This is a genomic window from Weizmannia sp. FSL K6-0777 (genome assembly GCF_038593185.1).
GTDB classification, from domain to species: domain Bacteria; phylum Bacillota; class Bacilli; order Bacillales; family Bacillaceae_C; genus Weizmannia; species Weizmannia faecalis.
In genome coordinates this window covers 678,989-699,011 of record NZ_CP151971.1, presented here as the reverse complement: position 1 = coordinate 699,011, position 20,023 = coordinate 678,989, and the positions used below count along the sequence as shown (strand labels likewise).

Annotated in this window: 15 protein-coding genes; 8 read left to right on the top strand and 7 right to left on the bottom strand. The window is 47.4% G+C overall.

The window, feature by feature from the left end; all coding sequences use genetic code 11:
* The first annotated feature begins 183 nt into the window (after positions 1-183).
* The gene (gene ppc, locus NST70_RS03200) at positions 184-2,943 is read left to right on the top strand and encodes a phosphoenolpyruvate carboxylase (RefSeq protein ID WP_211062528.1); all 2,760 of its coding nucleotides are present in this window, start codon (positions 184-186) and stop codon (positions 2,941-2,943) included.
* Positions 2,944-3,144: 201 nt separating this feature from the next.
* A complete protein-coding gene (locus NST70_RS03195; protein ID WP_035189433.1) occupies positions 3,145-3,387 on the top strand; it encodes a hypothetical protein in 243 nt (80 codons plus the stop codon).
* A gap of 44 nt (positions 3,388-3,431) precedes the next feature.
* Here NST70_RS03195 and NST70_RS03190 read toward each other — a convergent pair whose 3' ends face one another.
* On the bottom strand, positions 3,432-3,647 hold the full coding sequence (locus tag NST70_RS03190) for a hypothetical protein (protein WP_046721203.1): 216 nt from the start codon (positions 3,645-3,647) through the stop codon (positions 3,432-3,434).
* A gap of 221 nt (positions 3,648-3,868) precedes the next feature.
* Between NST70_RS03190 and NST70_RS03185 the strand changes: the two genes are divergently transcribed.
* Positions 3,869-4,780, top strand: coding sequence for an LCP family protein (locus tag NST70_RS03185; RefSeq protein WP_046721202.1), 912 nt, complete (start codon positions 3,869-3,871; stop codon positions 4,778-4,780).
* A gap of 53 nt (positions 4,781-4,833) precedes the next feature.
* Here the strand turns inward: NST70_RS03185 and NST70_RS03180 are convergent, their stop codons facing one another.
* Positions 4,834-5,493: an HAD family hydrolase gene (locus NST70_RS03180; protein ID WP_035189428.1), complete on the bottom strand. Its 660-nt coding sequence runs from the start codon at positions 5,491-5,493 to the stop codon at positions 4,834-4,836.
* Positions 5,494-5,838: 345 nt separating this feature from the next.
* On the opposite strand from NST70_RS03180, the gene qoxA reads away from it, so the two are divergent.
* From qoxA to qoxD, 4 genes are read left to right on the top strand one after another with little or no spacing between them, the layout of a single operon-like run.
* The gene (qoxA, locus tag NST70_RS03175) at positions 5,839-6,765 is read left to right on the top strand and encodes a cytochrome aa3 quinol oxidase subunit II (RefSeq protein WP_035189427.1); all 927 of its coding nucleotides are present in this window, start codon (positions 5,839-5,841) and stop codon (positions 6,763-6,765) included.
* Positions 6,766-6,789: 24 nt separating this feature from the next.
* Positions 6,790-8,739, top strand: a complete 1,950-nt coding sequence (gene qoxB, locus NST70_RS03170) for a cytochrome aa3 quinol oxidase subunit I (RefSeq protein WP_035189426.1) — start codon at positions 6,790-6,792, stop codon at positions 8,737-8,739.
* Positions 8,736-9,344, top strand: a complete 609-nt coding sequence (gene qoxC, locus NST70_RS03165; RefSeq protein WP_017553873.1) for a cytochrome aa3 quinol oxidase subunit III — start codon at positions 8,736-8,738, stop codon at positions 9,342-9,344. The genes qoxB and qoxC overlap by 4 nt, the downstream gene beginning before the upstream one ends.
* Positions 9,344-9,628 carry a cytochrome aa3 quinol oxidase subunit IV gene (gene qoxD / locus NST70_RS03160; protein WP_029141973.1) on the top strand — a complete coding sequence of 95 codons (285 nt, stop codon included), beginning with the start codon at positions 9,344-9,346 and terminating at the stop codon, positions 9,626-9,628. Before qoxC ends, qoxD begins: the two co-directional genes overlap by 1 nt.
* A gap of 178 nt (positions 9,629-9,806) precedes the next feature.
* Here qoxD and NST70_RS03155 read toward each other — a convergent pair whose 3' ends face one another.
* The 5 genes from NST70_RS03155 to NST70_RS03135 all read right to left on the bottom strand — a co-directional run bounded on the left by NST70_RS03155 (position 9,807) and on the right by NST70_RS03135 (position 18,949).
* Positions 9,807-10,550, bottom strand: a complete 744-nt coding sequence (locus NST70_RS03155) for an SDR family oxidoreductase (RefSeq protein WP_035189424.1) — start codon at positions 10,548-10,550, stop codon at positions 9,807-9,809.
* Positions 10,551-10,757: 207 nt separating this feature from the next.
* Complete coding sequence (gene tagH, locus NST70_RS03150; protein ID WP_035189422.1) at positions 10,758-11,570, bottom strand: teichoic acids export ABC transporter ATP-binding subunit TagH; 813 nt, start codon at positions 11,568-11,570, stop codon at positions 10,758-10,760.
* Between the two features lie 67 nt (positions 11,571-11,637).
* Positions 11,638-12,123, bottom strand: a complete 486-nt coding sequence (locus NST70_RS03145) for a VanZ family protein (RefSeq protein WP_035189421.1) — start codon at positions 12,121-12,123, stop codon at positions 11,638-11,640.
* A 256-nt stretch (positions 12,124-12,379) separates the two neighbouring features.
* Positions 12,380-16,801, bottom strand: coding sequence for a S8 family serine peptidase (locus NST70_RS03140; RefSeq protein ID WP_328229670.1), 4,422 nt, complete (start codon positions 16,799-16,801; stop codon positions 12,380-12,382).
* A 402-nt stretch (positions 16,802-17,203) separates the two neighbouring features.
* Positions 17,204-18,949, bottom strand: a complete 1,746-nt coding sequence (locus tag NST70_RS03135; RefSeq protein ID WP_035189416.1) for a phospho-sugar mutase — start codon at positions 18,947-18,949, stop codon at positions 17,204-17,206.
* A gap of 188 nt (positions 18,950-19,137) precedes the next feature.
* Between NST70_RS03135 and NST70_RS03130 the strand changes: the two genes are divergently transcribed.
* A complete protein-coding gene (locus NST70_RS03130) occupies positions 19,138-20,013 on the top strand; it encodes a cation diffusion facilitator family transporter (protein ID WP_035189452.1) in 876 nt (291 codons plus the stop codon).
* The last annotated feature ends 10 nt before the right edge of the window (positions 20,014-20,023 follow it).

The window sequence follows — 20,023 nt, the reverse complement described above, 5'->3', positions numbered from 1 at the left end:
TGATATTCATCATTGACTTTCAATCGTTCGCATTTTATCCTTAATTTATCCCTTTATGCGGGAAATGTTCCTTTACTGGTTTTTAATTTTATAAAGTATTAGACTTTTTTCATTTTACAAGTATAATAATAAGTATCATTTTCTTTGTGCATTTTTCTGACCAAATGAAAGGAGCGATTATCCTTGCATCAAATTGATGAAAAGAAAGCCCCCCGGATGGCCCTGCAGGCAGACATGGATTTTCTCGCCGGGCTGCTGGATAAAGTGATCCTATTTGAAGGCGGCGAAGCATTGCTCAAAACAATCCAAAATATTCGCTCCCTGGCACAAAAAGCGAGGGAAACCGGCGATGAGGCTTTCTACCTTCAATTAAAAAAAGAAATTACAGACCTGAATCCGCCAGAACGGCAGGAAGTCATCCGCGCTTTCTCTACCTATCTGCAATTATTTAATATTACCGAGCAAAATTTCAGAATTAAGCGCCGGCGGGAGTACCAGTCGGAAGATACAGACCAGGTCCAACCGCGTTCACTTGAAGATGGCATCGAAACGCTGCGGAAAGAAAAAGTGCCGGCTGAAATGGTTGCAGAACTGCTGGACAGTTTATCGCTTGAACTGATTATAACGGCACACCCGACAGAAGCAACGAGGCGGACCATTCTGCAAATCCACAAACGTATTGCAGACCTTTTAAAAGCGCTCGAATATGCCAACACCCGTTATGAGAAAAAAGTCATTGAAGAAACGATTTTGAATGAGATTACCATTTTATGGCAAAGTTCCGAAATCCGCGAGAAAAAACCGTCCGTTCTCGACGAAGTGAAAAACGGGCTTTACTATTTCGACAATGTCCTGTTCGACGTGCTGCCGCGCATACACGAAGACTTGGAAGACTATCTGCACGAATCGTACGGACAGCGATTTAAAGTCCCTTCCTATCTTCATTTTGGCTCGTGGATCGGCGGCGACCGGGACGGAAACCCGAACGTGACCGCGGACATCACCTGGAAAACGCTCGAAATGCAACGTGAACTCGTATTGGAAAAATATAAAAAGTCGCTTACAACACTCCGGGAGCTCCTCAGCCATTCTTCCAAAAAAATAAGCGCCAGCCATGCCCTGCTTGCGTCTGTGGAAAGCGAAGAAAATACAATGCCGGCTGCAAAATTATGGCCGACAAAAGATGAAATTTACCGCAGAAAACTGACGATTATGATCCATAAACTGGAATGTGTGGGGAAAAACAATGGCGGCTATCACTCCACAGAGGAGCTCCTTGCCGATCTGTATATGATCCGGGACAGCGTGAACCAGCACCATCCGGCCGGGCATCCGATTAAATTGCTCCGCAAAGTCATCCGCCAGGTCGAGTTGTTCGGTTTCCACCTGGCATCACTCGATATCCGCAACCATAGCGGCGAGCATGAATCGGCCCTTGCCGAGGTGCTTTATAACGTCAATATTGCGAAGGACTATAAAAATCTGTCCGAAGATGAAAAAGTCGCGGTGCTCCTGAAGGCTCTAAACGACCCGCGGCCGATGATTTCAATCTATGATACGTTTACGCCGGAAACGCAGGAAGTCATCAATACATTCCGGATGATCAAACGCGCCCACCAAACATTCGGCGAACGGTCCATCCAGGTATATTTGATCAGCATGGCACACTCGGTCAGCGACGTGCTGGAAGTGCTCGTGCTCGCGAAAGAAGCCGGCCTGTACCGCGTCTACCCGAGCGGGGATATTTTAAGCGAGATCCATATCGCCCCGCTTCTGGAAACGATCGCGGACTTGCGGAACGGCGCGAAAATGCTCGAAACCCTTTTCCAAATGCCCATTTACCGGAACCATTTAAAGGTGCGAGGCAATCTGCAGGAAGTCATGCTCGGCTATTCCGACGGCAGCAAAGACGGCGGCACGATGACAGCGAACTGGCAGCTGTACAAAGCACAGAAAGAAATTCACGAAATGGGCGCCAAATACGGCATCAAGCTGAAATTTTTCCACGGGCGCGGCGGTTCGCTCGGACGCGGCGGTGGCCCGCTTTATTCAAGCCTTTTGTCCCAGCCGCCGGTTACACTTGGCGACGGCGTGAAAATCACCGAGCAGGGCGAAGTGCTGTCATCGCGCTATTTGCTGCGCGACATTGCCTACCGGAGCCTTGAGCAGGCGACATCCACGATGATGTGTGCCATCACAGAACAAAAACAGAACGAGAAAAATGGCAAAACGCCAAACGAAGAAGCCGTCACGGCAATGGATAAAATTTCCGAATATGCGCTTGAAAAATATCAGGAACTCGTCTTTCGCGACCCTGATTTCCTTTCCTATTTCAAGCAGGCCACGCCTTTAAATGAGATCGGCGAACTCAACATCGGCTCCCGCCCGATGAGCCGGAAAGGGAGCGCCCGTTTTGAAGACTTGCGCGCCATTCCGTGGGTATTTTCCTGGACGCAAAGCCGCCAGCTCCTTCCCGCCTGGTACGCAGCCGGGACAGGCCTGAGCAAATATGTGGAAGAAACCGGCAATTTCAAGTTGCTTCGGGAAATGTATGCATCATGGCCGTTCTTCCATGCAACGATCAATAACCTGCAAATGGCATTGATCAAGGCGGAGCTTTCCACGGCTGAAGAGTATACGAGACTGGTGAAAGATCCTGAAGTTGCCGGCCGGATTTTCGGCCTGATCAAAGCGGAATATGAACTGACGAAGGAAATGGTTTTAAAGATTGCGGACCAAAAAGAGTTGCTGGATTACACGCCGAACATTAAAGAATCAGTGCGCCTCCGCAACCCGTATGTCGACCCGCTGAACCTGTTCCAGGTCTATCTTATTTCGCAACTGCGTGAACGCGAAAACAAAGATGAAAAAGCCCGGCACCTGCTGATGGAGGTCCTGCTTACGATCAACGGCATCGCCGCAGGGCTCCGGAATACAGGCTGATAGCAATCCCAAAAGCTCTTTTTAAAACAAAAAAACCGTTGGGAAAATCATTTTTTCCCGGCGGTTTTTCTCATTTTCCGGATGTTTTTCTGAAGGGCTGCCCCGAAAAGGCTGGCGGGAGCCCCCTTTTTTGACGGAAATGGTAAAAAGAATGCAGCACTTATTGTATAATGGGTTTAAGAATATGCCGGGGGTGTGCTAATGGATGACTTTATCGGATTGATTTCAGTCATTTTAATTTTTTCTGTGCCGATTGTCGCAATTGTAACGAATTTTTTTAAGTCGCGTGAAAAAATAAGAGTACAAGTTTTGGAGAAAGAACTGGAGCTCGAAAAGTTAAAAAACGAAAACTTCCTGCTGGAAACAGAAAAAATGAGGCTGGAATTGCAAAAAATGGAGCTGGACGGGCCCAAGGATGAGTGGGTAATAAGCCGGGACCGGTAAATGTAAAACAGCTAAAAGAGCGGCTGCTCATTTGCCGCTCTATTTCACCTGCTGCTGGCCGCCGGAAAGCTGTGCCGGAAGATGCTGGGCACGGCCATCCCTTTCTCCACTGTGGCCGTCTGGACTGTCTTTGTGCTTGCGTCTGCACGGTCTGCCTTGCTTTTTACATAGAAAAGCGGCCCTCCCCCGATGGCCGCAACAATCAAAACGGCTGCAATATCCACTTCTTCATCATTATGTTCTCCTTTTTTGTTTTCCAATTTTAACAGGAACCATCTGTTCTGCTTTCCGGCTTCATTATGGGGCGCAAACTTAAATTTTTCTTAATGCTTTCTTTTCAAAATGCGGATGATTATAAAGCGGCAGCACAGCCATGCCTGATACAACCGGGATATGATGGGAATCGACAAAAAAGGATATTCAAGCGTAGCGAATCATGCTATAATAAACAATTATATGACGAAAAAAGAGAGGGCCGCCGATGAAGAAAAAAATCCTGATGTCTTTTTTAAGCTTAATTGGGATCCTGGTCATCGCCTGTGGCGGTTATGCCTACTATGTTTATCACTCGGCAAAAGCTGCGGCTAATAAAATGCATGAATCGTTGGCAGGCACTTCAAATGAAAGCATCTCAAGCCAGAACGGGCAGCCGATTTCCGTTTTGCTGCTTGGTGTGGATGAACGTGCAAATGACAGCGGCCGTTCCGATGCCATCATTGTGATGACCATTAATCCGAAAAAAAGCACGACACAGCTGGTCAGCATCCCGCGGGATACAAGGACGCTGATCGCCGGACGCGGCACATATGACAAAATCAATGCTGCGTATGCATATGGCGGAACCAGTATGGCACTGCAGACCGTTGAGGACTTTACCGGTATCCAAATGGATTATTATGTGAAAATCAACATGCAGGCCCTGAAAAAACTGGTCAATGCGGTTGGCGGCATTACCGTCAACAACACAATTGACTGGCATGACGAAGGGTACTATAAAAAAGGGTACCATTACAAAAAAGGGGAAATTCATCTGAACGGAGCCCAGGCGCTCGGCTATGTCAGAATGCGCCATCTTGATCCGGAAGGCGATTTTGGCCGCAATAAACGGCAGCGGAAAGTGATCGAGGCGCTGATCCGGAAAGCAACCAGCATTTCTTCTGTGGCAAAATACAGCAGTATCCTTGATACGCTTGGCGACAATGTCAAAACAAATATGACGTTTAATGACATGCTTACGATTGAGAAAAATTACCGGAATGCCGCCAAAAACATTACCGAGTATGAAGTAAAAGGCACCGATGCCAACTTTGACGGGATCTATTATTTGGCGGTGTCAGATGCTGAAAAAGAAAAAGTCACGCAAATGCTGGAAGAAAATCTGTCTGGTGACTAAGGAATAGTGGAAACAAACAACCCGCTTCCGGCATGCAGAAGCGGGTTGTTCTGTCAACGGCTTTCAATAAACCGGATTACTTCTTCAAGCGGCGTTTCTGCCATTGACCCGAGGCGGTGGTCAATCTCGCCGAACTTGAGGTCTTTTGTTACCCGGTTCGGGACGACTACGCATGCCATACCGGCGCGTTTTGCCGCAAGCGACCCGTTTGGCGAATCTTCGAAGACGAGGCATTGTTCCGGTTCCACGCCGAGACAGCCGGCCGCTTTCAAATACAAAGCAGGGTCCGGTTTGACTTTTTCAACGTCATCGGAAGATTTGATGCAGTCAAAATAAGCGAGAAGGCCAAGCTGGCGCAAATAGCGGTGCAGCCATTTCCTGTCGGAGCTTGAAGCCAGCCCGACTTTAAGCCCGAGGTTCTTGGCCGACTTTAAATAATCTTCCACGCCTTCGCGGGCCGCGCCTTTTTCGAGCCGTTTTAAAAACATTTCCTCCAGCTCGTGGTCCAGTTTTTCTGTATCAAGCGGCTTTTTGATCTGCTCTTCAAGATATTTAAACGGCTTAAAACCCGAATGCGTGCCTACCCCCTTTCCCCATAGTTCAAGCGGCATCTCGCAATTGTAGCCGCGAAAAATTTCACAAAGCGCTTCATAGTGTTCCGATTCCGTATCCATAATCAGCCCGTCGAAATCAAAAATCACAGCTTTTATCATCCGTAAAACCCCTTTCTGTTTCCCTTAACATTATACGTTAAAAACACTTTTCCTCCCAAAATGGTTTTGAAATCTTTTCCAAAATATTAAATACCGTATTCCTTCACAAAGTTGTAAATTATTTCTGGATAATGCCAGTATTTGACAATTCTATGAAAAATATATGAACTTTTTATGAAATTTTTATGAAACATGGCGGAATAAGGGTAAAAGACAATACATCTATATTTTTTTAATGTAAAATAGGTTAGCACCATAATAAAGGTGAAAAAATAAAAGTACCACCTTTTTTTCATTTGCTTTTATTTGTACACTATTTTACCAAACCGGAAGGAGAGAAAAAATGTGTTGAGGAAACTACCTTGGAAACTGGTGCTGCTTTTGTCCCTCACATCGCTCTTTTTGCTCGGCGGATGTGACACCAAATTTGCAGTGCTCGACCCACAAGGCCCAATGGCGCGGGAACAATATCATTTGATTGTTTACTCATCCATCTTAATGGCCTTTGTATTCGTCGTTGTCCTTGGGTTGTATCTTTATATGGTGATAAAATACAGGGCGTCGCGTCTGCCGGCTGATTATAAACCGCCGCAAATCCACGGCCATAAAGTGCTGGAAACGGTGTGGACCATTATCCCGGTGCTGATTATTATCGCCATTGCCATTCCAACCGTTAAAGCAAACTATTCGGTTGAAGAAACGCCAAAATCCATGAAAAGCGAAAAACCTTTAACGATTTATGTCACGTCATCGGAATGGAAATGGATTTTCAGTTATCCGGAACAGGGCATTGAAACCGTTAACTATGTAAACATCCCGGCTGGGCGGCCAATCAATTTCGAATTGACATCATCCGGTACGATGGCATCTTTCTGGATCCCTGAACTTGGCGGACAGAAATATACGATGCCGAACATGACGATGAGGCTGATTCTGGCTGCAGACCACCCTGGCGAATATACAGGAAGAAACGCAAACTTCAACGGGGAAGGCTTTGCAAAGATGGACTTCGATGTGTTGGCCCAAACACCGAAAGATTTTAATGCGTGGGTGAAGGAAGTCAAAAGCAGAGCGCCTCAAATGAAAAAATCGGATTATGAAAAACTGATTAAAAAAGAAGGCCTCGTAGGAAGACAGACTTACACGGGAACCCATTTAAAATGGGATAAACCGGATGAACAAAAAAGCTATTATGAAGAATCGGAAAAAGGTGAGAAACAAAATCACCATCACCACCACGATATGTCCGGTATGGATATGGGCGGAAAATAATCATTGGAATAGGAGGAAAACAGTGTGAAACTTAGTGATTTTTTCGTCACCGGTGAACCGGCCATATATGCCGCCGAAGTTGGCATGGCACTTGGCGCGGCCGCTGTGATCTTTTCTCTAACCTATTTCAAGAAATGGAAATGGTTATGGAAAGAATGGCTGACAACCGTTGACCATAAAAAAATCGGGATTATGTACATTATCGTTGCGGTATTAATGTTATTCCGCGGCGGTGTCGATGCTTTAATGATGAGAACACAGCTTGCACTGCCGAACCAGCATCTGCTTGATGCCAACCATTATGACGGGATCTTTACGACCCACGGGGTTGTCATGATCTTATTTATGGCGATGCCGTTTTTGTTCGGCCTGATTAACGTTGCTGTTCCGCTCCAAATCGGGGCGCGCGATGTTGCCTTCCCGCTTTTGAACGCATTCAGCTTCTGGGCAATGGTTGCAGGGATGTGCCTCTTTAATATTTCATTTATTATCGGGGGTTCCCCTACTGCCGGCTGGACGAACTACTTCCCGCTTGCAGGCACGGAATTTACAAAAGGTGTCGGAAACAACTATTATGCAATGGGCCTGCAGCTTTCCGGGATCGGGACACTGGCAACAGCCGTGAACTTCATTGTCACGATTCTGAAAATGAGGGCGCCGGGCATGACATTAATGAAAATGCCGATGTTCGTATGGTCTACTTTGATTACTTTTATCATCGTGCTTTTTGCTTTCCCTGTTTTGACAGTGGCTTTGGCAGAAGTAACGTTTGACCGTACTTTCGGCGCACACTTCTTTACCATGGGTTCAGGCGGCAGCCCGATGTTATGGGCAAACTTGTTCTGGATCTGGGGCCACCCGGAAGTGTACATTGTGTTGCTGCCATCTCTTGGGATTTACGCGGACATTATCGCTACATTCTCGGGTAAACGATTGTTTGGATATGCCTCCATGGTCGTTGCGATGGCTGGTATCGCATTCTTCAGTTATTTCACATGGGTTCACCACTTCTTTACAATGGGGAACACAGCAGTCGTAAACTCGTTCTTCTCGATCTCAACGATGATTATCGCGATACCAACGGGTGTCAAATTATTTAACGAAATCTTTACATTGCATAAAGGGAAAATTAGAACAACAACGCCTATGCTTTGGTCGCTTGCCTTTATCCCGACATTTTTGATCGGCGGGGTTACGGGTGTTATGCTTTCCATGGCAGCAGCAGACTATCAATATCACAATTCATATTTCCTGATTGCCCACTTCCACTATACATTGATTCCGGCAGTCGCCTATGCATGTTTCGCAGGGCTCCACTACTGGTATCCGAAAATGTTCGGCTATATGCTGAATGAAAAACTGGGCAAAATTACGTTCTGGTTGTGGATGGTCGGCTTTAACCTTTGCTTCCTGCCGCAATTCTTTGTCGGCCTCGACGGAATGGCGCGCCGGATGTACACTTATGAAGCAGGACTTGGCTGGACAGGTTGGAACTTCGCCTCTACAGTAGGTGCCTATATCATGGGGATTGGGTTCCTCGTCCTGGCTTGGAACATTGTTTACAGCATTAAACATGGCGTTCGCGACACGACCGGTGATCCTTGGGATGGCCGCACATTAGATTGGGCAACCCCTACACCGGTTCCGGAATATAACTTTGCGAAACAGCCGGTTGTCTCTACACTTGATGCGTTCGCAGAATACAAAGAAAACGGCACACCGATTTACCGGGATGAAGAGTACAAACCGATCCATATGCCAAATAACTCGGCAATGCCATTTTTCTCCGCTGTATCGATGGGCCTTGCAGGTTTCGGCCTTGTCTGGTCCTGGTGGTGGCTCGCCATTCTCGGCGGTTTGATGATGCTCGGCTGCCTTGCGTGGAGATCGTTTGACCCGGATAAAGGGCACTATATCAGTGTAGAAGAAATCATTCGCACAGAAAATACAAGAGCAGGAGGTGTAAAACGATGAGCGACGAACATTTGGATACATCATTGCCCCTCGAATACCAGCGCAATCAGGACCGTTTAACCATTTTCGGTTTCTGGGTTTTCCTGGCGGCTGAAATCACTTTGTTTGCAACGCTGTTTGCAACGTATTTTACACTCCAGCACCAAACAGCAGGCGGGCCTGTTCAGCAGGACATCTTTGAGCTCAAAGGTGTCCTGATTGAAACCTTTGTCCTTTTGACAAGCAGTTTTACATGCGGAATTGCCGTCTTCAATATGCGCAACCGGAATAAAGGCGCGATGCTCGGCTGGTTTATCGTTACCCTTCTTCTCGGTTTAACTTTCGTCGGCTTTGAAATCAATGAATTTGTCACGTACGTTCATGATGGGGCAACACTGCCGACAAGCGCATTCCTTTCCGCATTCTATGTATTGCTCGGAACGCACGGATGCCACGTTTCCCTCGGGATTTTATGGGGAATATCGATTATTATACAACTGATCCGCCGCGGTTTAACGCCGATGACGGCACGCAAATTTTTCGTTGTAAGTATTTACTGGCACTTCCTTGATGTTGTCTGGATCTTTATCTTCACTTTCGTTTATTTAGGAGGGTTGATGAAATAATGGAGCATCATTCAAAATATCCGATCGGCCATGTCATCGGTTTTCTGCTTTCAATCGTATTGACCCTTGTGGCACTGTATGTTGCTTTGTATACCAACCTTTCTAAAACGGCGATCATCTGGACAATCGGATTGTTTGCCTTCCTCCAGGCTGGCGTGCAATTATTTATGTTCATGCACGTCAAAGAAGGCGAAAACGGAAAGATCAATGTCAGCAATATGATCTACAGCATCATCATTGCGATCGTCGTTGTTTACGGAACCATCTGGGTTATGCACTTTTAACCAAAAAAACCTGCATCCTTTTAGCGGATGCAGGTTTTTTTATGGCTTGTCCGGACAGACGCATTTGCAAATACGGCCAAATCGGCGATTCTTCCCGAGGGCCGGTTTATGGCTTGAACGCATCAACCGGTATCAACCCGGACCGGATGGATGCCTTTTGGCGCTGGTTATGCCGCACTTATTGCGCTGTATAACCGCCGTCCACGAGCAGGGCAATGCCGGTTACAAATTCATTTTCGCACAGGAACACGATGGCATGGGCGATTTCATCCGCACGCCCGAGCCGGCCGATCGGATGCCTTGCGACAAGGCCGTCATAAAAATCGCCGAGTGCTTCCTTATTCACCATGCCGGTTTTAACATACCCCGGGTTCACCGCATTCACGCGAATGCCTTTTGATGCATATTCAAGGGCCAGCGACTTTGTCATCAGGTTGACGGCGCCTTTGCTTGCATTGTAGGCAAAAGCGCCCGGTTCGCCGACGTACCCTAAAATAGAGGATGTATTGACAATGCAGCCCCCGCCTGTTTTCAACATTTCACGGATGGCATATTTTGAACCGAAAAATACACCGTTTTGATTGACGGAAATGACCTTTTGATAGTCTTCAAAGCTCAATTCATGGGTTGTGGCCATGACGCCGATGCCGGCATTATTCACCATAATATCCACTCTGCCGTACCGGTTGACGGTTTCTGCGACAAGACCGGCGACGGACTGTTCATCAGATGCATCGGCGCGAATAAAGCATACATCCGCTCCTTTTTCTTTAAGTTCCTTTTCAACCGCTTTGCCGCTTTCTTCGTTGTAATCGGAAATGACCACTTTCGCCCCTTTTTCCGTAAAAGCTTTTGCGGTTGCAAGCCCGATCCCGGAAGCGCCGCCTGTGACAATTGCAATTTTATTTTCTAAGCTGGCCATTATGATTCCCTCCCATTGTGAGTATGTACACATTTTCACTATACCGCTAAAAAGTAAGCGCTGTCAATTCTTGATATCTTTTTTACGAAAAACATTTTGCCTGGCTGGAATCGTTCTTCAGCCGCCACTCCCGGTTTTCCAGCGAAAATCCCGGTAAGCAAAAAGCGGCTGCCCGGCACGCAACAAGCATTCCGGGCAGCCGCCTCCTTATTCTGCCACTTTTTCTTTTCTTTCTTTGCTCCGTTTTTCGAGAATCATCTGTTTGAAGTTTTTCTGTTTGTCTTTTGGCCATGATTTGAATTCTTTCAGGAACTTTTCGTAATTTGGCAGGACATCATCGATCGCGCCGTATTGCTTAATTTCCCCTGCTTCCAGCCACATCGCTTTCTCGCAAAATTTCTTTACCTGGCCCATCGAGTGGCTGATGAAAAAGATCGTTTTGCCCGCATCCTTGAATTCATTCATCTTCTCAAAACATTTATCGGCAAATGTCTGGTCGCCGACCGATAACGCCTCGTCAATGACAAGAATATCAGGGTCAACGTTGACCGAGATGGCAAATCCGAGCCGTGACTTCATCCCGCTTGAATATTTTTTAACAGGCTGGTCAATGAACTGCCCGATATCCGCAAATTCAATAATCTGAGGGGTCAGCTCTTTAATCTGCTTTTTTGTGAACCCAAGCATCAGGCATTTCAGTTCAATATTTTCAAGGCCCGACAATTCATTGTTTAAGCCGGAGTTGATGGCAATCAGCGATGTTTCGCCGTTTAATTCAATCGTTCCGGTTGTGGGCGGAATAATACCGGTAATCAGATTGGACAAGGTTGATTTGCCGGCGCCGTTAACGCCGATCACGCCGATGACATCCCCGGTGCTTGCCTCAAAAGAAATATTCTGCAGAGCGTAAAAATCATCCCCGTAACCGCCCGGCAAAATGATGTCGAGAATTTTTTCCGAATTGCTCCGGTACATTTTATACTTTTTCGAAACGTTTTTAAATCTGACAGATATGCTCATAGATTAGAACTCCCTGTTGTATATTCAATACGATTATTATAAAGAAACAAATGCCGTTCGTTAAGCATTATCGGGATTTTTTCCTTCGCGTAAACCATAAAAACAGACAGACGCCAATCATGATTCCGAAGCTGTCAAAAGTGATGACATCTATAAAATGCCCTGTTCTGCCGCTGACAAAACTTTGATGCCATTCGTCAAGATTGGCATAGAGAAAACTTGCCAGAAAGCCGGCCGGAACTGCAAAACGGACAGGAACCAAAACCGTGCGCAAAGTTAGAAGGATCAGCAAAGTACAGACGGCATATTCCGCCACATGGCAGGATTTCCGGATCCAGAATTCAATAAAATCATACGGCAGCGTTGACGTGACAAGCGCACCCCCGTAATAAAATTCGATTTTCGGCAATGTGTTTGCATCGAGGCGTACCAGCTTTTTCAGTTCCGGCCGCATGTCCTGTTCCTTATAGGGCTGGTTGGAGAAAAGAAACATGGCAGCCATAAACAGGATGCAGAGACCTGCAAGCACCAGCGCGCTTTGTTTTTTCTTCATGAGCAATGGCAAAGCCTCCTATTCGCTCTTTCCATTTTACATGAGTAAGAAAAATGTTGCATCCTTTTTGGACGTTTTTCTTCCAACGGACAAAAAAAGAAGCCGCCCTTTTCAGCCGTTTCCGCGGAAGAAAAAAGCATGGCATTTGCCCTTTATCATAAGCAAAAAAACCGGGACGGCTCCCGGCCTTTTTGGCCCTGAAACGTTATGCTCCTTTTGAAAAGCGATATCGTTTTGAATGGGGTGATCCGCTCTCCTATTTTTGTACCGTAATCGTTTTAGCGTCGCTCCAAATGCCGTTTTTAACAGCATACAACGACAATTTTGCGCCTGCCTTTTGCTTTTTGATTTTCACGGTGAACCTGCCATTTTTTCCGGCAACAGCATGGCCGATTGCCGTTTTTCCGGTTTTGACATAGACTTTGTACCCGCTAAGTGCAGTTCCGGTCACTTTCGTTGCGCCTGCTTTAACGCCCTGTGCGGACGGTGCCGGCGGTTTTACGGTTGTGGCTGCGGCCTTTCCTGTATGGCGCGCTGCATCGGTTGCATAGACATACAGTTTTCTGCCGATGCTTTGCGGTTGTATCTTGGCCGCAAATTCCCCGTTTTTACCGGCCTTGCCGGTTCCGATCGTTGTTTTGCCGGCTTTCACCGTGATTTTCGCATATGGCTCTGCTGTGCCGGTTACCTTTTTCGAAAAATTGGTGACAGTCCGCACTTTTGGCGGAGGTGGCGGTGTTTCATCCGCTACTTTCACTTGCACCGTTCTGCTGGCATAACCGGTGCTTGTTTGTTTGGCCGAGACGGATAATACAGTGCCCGCTTTTTGTTTCGGAATCGGGACGGAGAATTTTCCGTTTTTTGCAGCCGCGCTGCCAAGCTTTTTAGAACCGGCTTTTACTTCGACAACAAGGCCGCTTTTGGCGGAGCCCGTCACTTTCGTATCCCGGTCACCCACTTTGTCCACACGCGATGGCTTCGGCGGAATTTTAATGACTGCCAGTTCAGTGGTATTGCCGGCAAAATCTTCCGCTTTAAACACATTTTTCCCGTCCGCCAGTTTGAGCGCCATCGTTTTGCTGAATTTCCGCATGGCAAACTGGTCCCCGCTCTTTACGTCTTTGCCGAATGGATGATTGAAAATTTCATTCCCGTTTTCCGTAAGACGGAGCCGGTCAAAATTGTCCGTTACCGTCACCTTGACAGCCCCTGATTCTGTCCGATTGTCGTCCGGCAAACCGTCCGCTTTGATGCCCGGTTCTGTCGAGTCAATGATCACTTTCCTGTTGAATTCCATTTTATTTTGTTTTTCATCGATTGCGGAAATCTTCAGGTCAAATACGCCGTCTTTTTTGAACCGGACCGGTTGACCGGACTCTGTTGAATCAAACAGATACGTCCCGTCAACATCCGCTTCTGCCGGTATTTTCACCGGGGAAACCGCCAAATCTTTTCCTTCCACCGTAACGAATCCGACTTTATACGGATTCGTAATCGTTCCGTATACATCTATATCCCTTGAATCATACGGCGTCAGCGGAAACGGCTCTTCCAAATGGAAGCCGGATACAGCGTTTTTCCCCTTTACGGTGTTTGTGGCATGGTTGCCGGCATAATCGTATGCTGTTACGGTAATCGATTGATTGGCCTTCACGCTGAGCGGGACACGGTACGTTTGTCCGGCGTCCGGCTCCACTGCGCCTTCCAAATTCCCGTCAACGAACAGCAGGATATATCGAACGCCGCTTCCCCCGTTGTCCATGGCGGAAAAACTGAGCTCATCGGCGTCATGATCATAGCTGATATGGCTGATCTCCGGCGCTCTTGTGTCGACCCGTACAGGAATTTGTACCGTCTGCCCCGGTTTTTCGGAACCGCCCGGTGCTGTCCTGATCCGGTAATAATACTTTCCGTCCGCTACTTTTTTATTGTTCACGGTGCCGTCCCATGCCGTATCATCCGGAATATAAGTATACGGCAGGTCATCCCAGATGTTTTTCGGCAAATCATATTCGGTATAGAGCTTCCGGATTTCTTTTTTATTCCTGTCCAAAATGCTGAATTCGGCCATTTTGCTGTTCCGCAAGAAAGACAGGACCGGTGTTGCAGTATCGCCCGAACCATCCTCGTCCGGCGAAATGGCAATTTTATTTTGGTCGAAACGGTTTTCTTCAAATAAATCCTCGCCGAGATAGTAACCGTCTCCATCCACCATGCCGGAGATTTGGAAAAATGACTGTTTCCAGTTATACACCATCTGGTCAAGTACAGGTGCCTTTCCCCAGTCCCCTTTAAAACCGGAATAAGGGACGGACAAATCCGGAAGCCCTGATCCTTCTTCATGGAACGTGACAAAACCGTCAACAAAGTAGCCGTTTTTCATTTTCTTTGCCAAACTTGCATCCGCCCTGGACAAGTCAATCGTAATCATGATGTCTTTTGACCCGCCTTTTGGAATGTTCACAGACGGATTGTCTATCGTGACAGCGGCGTCTTCAATTTCCGCGGAAGATAACGCCAGCTTGCCTTGCGCATCAACCCTGTCCGCGAGCGGTTTTGTGCTGACTGATAATTCTACATCCCGATTGCCAAAGTTGGTTGCTGTTAAGGTAAAAGAAAATTTGTTGGCGCTGATTTCTTTAAGCGCCACTTTTCCGTCGCTTGTCCCTTTCCGGACAATATACACCGGCGTTGTCACCGCCCTGTCGATTTGCATCAGCCCTGCGCCTTGCTTCCGCGGCGAATAAAACGTTTTGGAATCCGGGTCTGTTAGCGGCATTGCCGTGTTCATGAGCAGTGTCTTTGCCAGTTTTATTTTATCTGCGCCTTTTAGTGACGGAAATGCAGACTGGATGTACTGCAATACAAGCGCAGCGCCGCCCGCAACATGCGGGGTGGCCATCGATGTGCCGCTCATGGTGCCGTACTGGTCATTGTTTAATGTCGAATAAATTTCCCCGCCAGGTGCCGTGATTTCCGGCTTGAAGTCCAAGTTGGACGCCGTTCCCCAAGAGGAGAAAAAGCTCATTTTTCCGGCTTCTGGATTTTGGATTTCGGCTTTCTTTCCGGTAAAGGTGAGGCTTACCTGTTTTCCTTCCGATAAAGCGGCTTTCATCGCTTCCCCGTCCGCCTGCAATACCGAAATTTGCGGAATCTTGATGAACCGGTCTGAAGCCATTTCGAGAATACCGCTTTCATTATTGTAAATGATGGCCCCATTAGCGCCAGCACTTTGGGCATTGGCTGTTTTTTCAATAAGATTTGTATTGCCGCCGCGCGCCATCAAAGCGTATTTGCCCGATAGATCTTTCCCTGCAAAATCTTCTGCTGTGCCATACCCGCAATCCACAACATCGTATGTTTTGTTTACGACATCGTTCGGGTGCCTGCTTCCTGCCGAGAAAAATGGAATGGAGGCCGTCTTTCCACCTGCAACTGTATAATCAAGCAGATCAGCATGGACATTCGTATTTTCCATCGAGGCAACAGACATAGCATTCGGTGCGGTACCCGGTGCATTGACGGTGCCAATGTCCGGGTTGGATGCGAACGGGCTATGTTCTTCCCCGCCAATTTGGCCTTCGTTTCCGGCTGCAACGGACATGAAGATCCCATTGTCGACTGCGCGGCTGACCGCTTTTTGCTCCGGATCATTCCCGTCCGTAGAAACATCCGGCGTGCCAAAACTCATGTTTAATACGTCCGCACCGAGTTTAATGGCATCATCAATGGCTTTCATGTAAATATCGCCGTACGTATATGCTTGATCCTGGTCATTGCTGTACACTTTTAGCGCCAAAAGCTGGGCCTCCGGTGCAATTCCTTTCACGCCGCCTTCCGATTCATTGCCGTTTGCCGCCGCAATGCCCGAGACGTGCATGCCGTGCATGGAAGCACCGTCCCCTTCATCTATAATGTTGGTATTTTTATCTGCATAGTTATAGCCATACGGGACTTTTGCCGTAAAATATTTCCCGGGAAGGGCATCTTTTTTTACGAGATCGGAGACTTTTGCCTGGGTCAGTTTCGGCACCGTGCCTTCCGACAGCACCATATCTTTGTGGCGATAGTCGATCCCTGTATCAATGACGCCGATGACCATGCCTTGCCCTTTATACTTTAAATTCCACGTTTCAGGCGCGCCGGTAAGGCCGTTGCTGGATACGGATTGTAGCTTGTCCTGCGGCCGTTTATACCGGTTGACGATATAAACATGGGATACATTTTCAATTTTCTTTAATTCTTTTATTTTGCCGTATGGGATGGTGCCGCTGATGCCGTTAGCCACTGTTGTAAACTGGTTTTCTACCTTAAGCGGCAGTTTTTTGGACCGGATGGCTGAAAGAACACCAGATTGCTGGTTTTTGATTTGTTGCTGGAGTTCTGTTTTTTTGTCTTTGGAGAGATCTTTATAGCGGATGCCGCGCTTTGTTGCGTAAGTAATGGCCGGCGAGCCGGCGAGCTCAATGATGACGCGCACTTGCCGGTCCTCTTTATATTTTTCCGCCTGATCGAGCCCGTCCGGTTTCTTGCGGTCAGGCATTTTCACCAATGGATTCGTTTTCTCTTTTCCGGCGGCTTTTGATTTCGATGGCGCCAACAGGATCCCGTTTGAAAAAATGAGTACAACCGTTAAAAGCAAGAATACTAGTTTTTTAGCCGTACCGGCATTTTTCATTCTCTTTCCCCCTTAATTGCACATCCAAAGGCAACCAAATGGCTGATCCGGCTGAAATAAAACCGGTATCAATATTTTTTGGATTTTTTTGCCGAAAGGTGCATCTGCCCAGAATATATCATGCCTTATTTTTAAAGTAAAGAAAAATCAGGCTCATTTTTTCGGCAAATTTCTGCAAGCTACGCCTGCTTTTGCAGAAAGGGAAAATCGTACTGAACCTGCATGAAACGGGAAAGAAGGACCGGTACAAATACGGGGGCGGCAGCAATACGGGCGGTTCCGGAGAGATGGCCGGATCAGTGAAAATGTTGTTCCGCCTGGGCTGCGGTAGTCCGGCAGTATTCTGCCAGTGCGCGAAAAAAAGCCCCGGACGTCAAATCCGCCCGGGGCACTCCATGAATACTATTCAAGCATACGATTTACGAGATTCATAACTTCATCGCTTAAGCGTTTGTTCCGTTGTTCGCTCTCCGCGAGGCTGTCCGCTTTCACACCAAAGTAGAACTTCACTTTCGGTTCTGTTCCGGACGGGCGCATGCAGAACCATGAACCGTCTTCAAGGAAAAATTTCAGCACATTGGACTTTGGCAGTTCAATTTTTGACGTTTCTCCCGTTTTCGCGTTGGTCCGCACTTGTGATTGATAATCCTCGCGGGCGGATACCGGGATGCCCGCCACTTCTGTTAACGGATGGGCACGGAAGTTGGCAAGGATGCCGGCGATTTTTTCCGATCCTTCTTTTCCTTTCAAAGTGAGCGATGTTAAGGATTCCTTATAGTAGCCGTACTGTTCGAAAATGTCAAGCAGGCCTTCATACAATGTTTTTCCCATCGACTTATAGTAAGCGGCCACTTCAGCAGCAAGGACCGCCGACTGCACCGCATCTTTATCGCGCACAAAATCGCCGATTAAATAACCATAGCTTTCTTCATACCCGAATAAGAAAGTATGGGCACCGGTTTTTTCAAACTCTTTGATTTTTTCACCGATGAATTTAAAACCGGTCAAAGTGTCGATCGTCGGGATGCCGAAAGACCGGGCAATATCGCGGCCGATTTCTGACGTCACAATCGTTTTGATGACAATACCGTTTTCAGGCAATGTCCCTTGCTTTTGTTTTTGTGTTAAAAGATAATGAAGCAGTAATGCACCTGTTTGGTTACCAGTTAAAACCTCGTATTTTCCTTCCGGGTTTTTTACGGCAACGCCAAGGCGGTCAGTGTCCGGGTCGGTGCCAAGCAAAATGTCAGCGCCGATTTCTTCGCCGTAGCGGATGGCAAGTTCAAAAGCGGCATGTTCTTCCGGATTTGGCGATTTTACTGTTGAGAACTCGGAATCCGGCAATTCCTGTTCTTTTACAACGGTGACGTTTTGAAAACCGAAATTTTTAAGGCCGCGGCGGACCGGGAGATTGCCTGTCCCATGCAGCGGCGTATAGACGATTTTGAAAGAATCTGCAACCGAGCTGATCACTTCCTTGTTTTGACGGAGTTTGATGAGCTGGTCCTGGTAAGCTTTGTCTACATTTTCGCCGATATAAACGAGCAAGCCTTTTTCGATCAGATCCTTTTCTTCGCCGACTTCGACAAGCAGCTCATTTTCGACACGGTTCACATAGCCTGTCAGTTCGTCCGCTTCTTTCGGCGGCATCTGCCCGCCATCCGGCCCGTAAACTTTGTAGCCGTTGTATTCTTTCGGGTTATGGCTCGCTGTGATGACAACGCCGGCATAAGCGTTCAAGTACCGGACCGCAAAGGACAAAAGCGGCGTCGGATGGAGGGAATCAAATAAATAGGCTTTGATCCCGTGCTTGCCAAGCGTTTTTGCGGTTTCAAGCGCAAACTCCGGCGACTTGCGTCTTGAATCGTAGGCAATCGCGACCCCGCGGTTTACGGCTTCTTCCCCTTGGTCGAGAATGAAGTTTGCCAGCCCTTCTGATGCTTTCCGGACTGTATAAATATTCATGCGGTTCGTGCCGGCGCCCAGCTCCCCGCGCATACCACCCGTTCCGAACTCGAGGTTTTTATAAAAGCGGTCTTCCAGATTTTTTTCATCCCCGCTTACACCGGATAATTCTGCTTTTAATGCGGCATCCAGCTCTGCAAAGCGGTTCCATTTTTCATAAGAAGTTTTCCAATCAGTGCTCATGTTGGCCTCCTGTAAAAATTTTTCTATTTCCATATTAGCATAAATTTGTTGAAATCCCAGACCTTAATGAATGTGAAGGCGAATTTTCCCGCATCTAACTTTTATAGTGGCCGGAAAAAACGTTGCTGTAGACCCACCCTGCCCTTCATTGTTATGATAGAGAAGTAAACCAATTGGAAGTGAATGCAATGAATGAAGAAAAATACCAAAATTTAAAATTAGGCGAGTATGGCATTATGGTCAGCATGGCGGCCTATTTAAGCCTGTCGGTGCTGAAATTGGTAATTGCCTTCTATACGGATTCAAGCGCCCTGAAGGCAGACGGGCTGAACAATATTACGGACATCCTGTCTTCGATCGCCGTCCTGATCGGGCTCCGCCTCTCCCGGAAACCGGCGGACCGCGACCATCCTTACGGGCATTGGAAAGCGGAAAATGTCGCCTCCATGGTTGCTTCTCTCATTATGATGGCGGTCGGCATCCAGGTGCTCTATGATGCCATTCTCTCGATCATACATGGAAAATCCGAATCCCCGGATATGGCTGCGGCATGGACCGGATTCCTTTGTGCCGCCGTCATGTTTTTTGTCTATTTGTACAATAAACGATTATCAAAGCGCATCAATAGTCAGGCGGTGCGGGCAAGCGCGATGGATAATTTGTCCGATGCCTGGGTGAGTATCGGCGCGAGCATCGGCATCATCGGTTCGCAGTTCCATCTTCCGTGGCTTGACCCGGCGGCTGCGATTGTTGTCGGCTTATTGATTTGCAAAACCGCCTGGGAAATTTTCCGTGATACTTCCCATCTTTTAACAGACGGATTTGATGAGTCGGAGCTGGAAAATTATAAAGCGAAAGTATTAAGTGTAGCCGGCGTCCAAAGCGTGAAGGATATTAAAGCGCGGCAGTACGGAAACAATACGGTCATTGATCTTGTCATCGGCGTTGATCCGTCTCTTGATTTGCGTCATGCCCATGACATTTCCACAAAAGTGGAGAATTCACTGATCCGCGATTGTGAAGTATATGAGGTCATTGTGCATGTAGAGCCGGCGGAAAGCTGAAACCCGACTC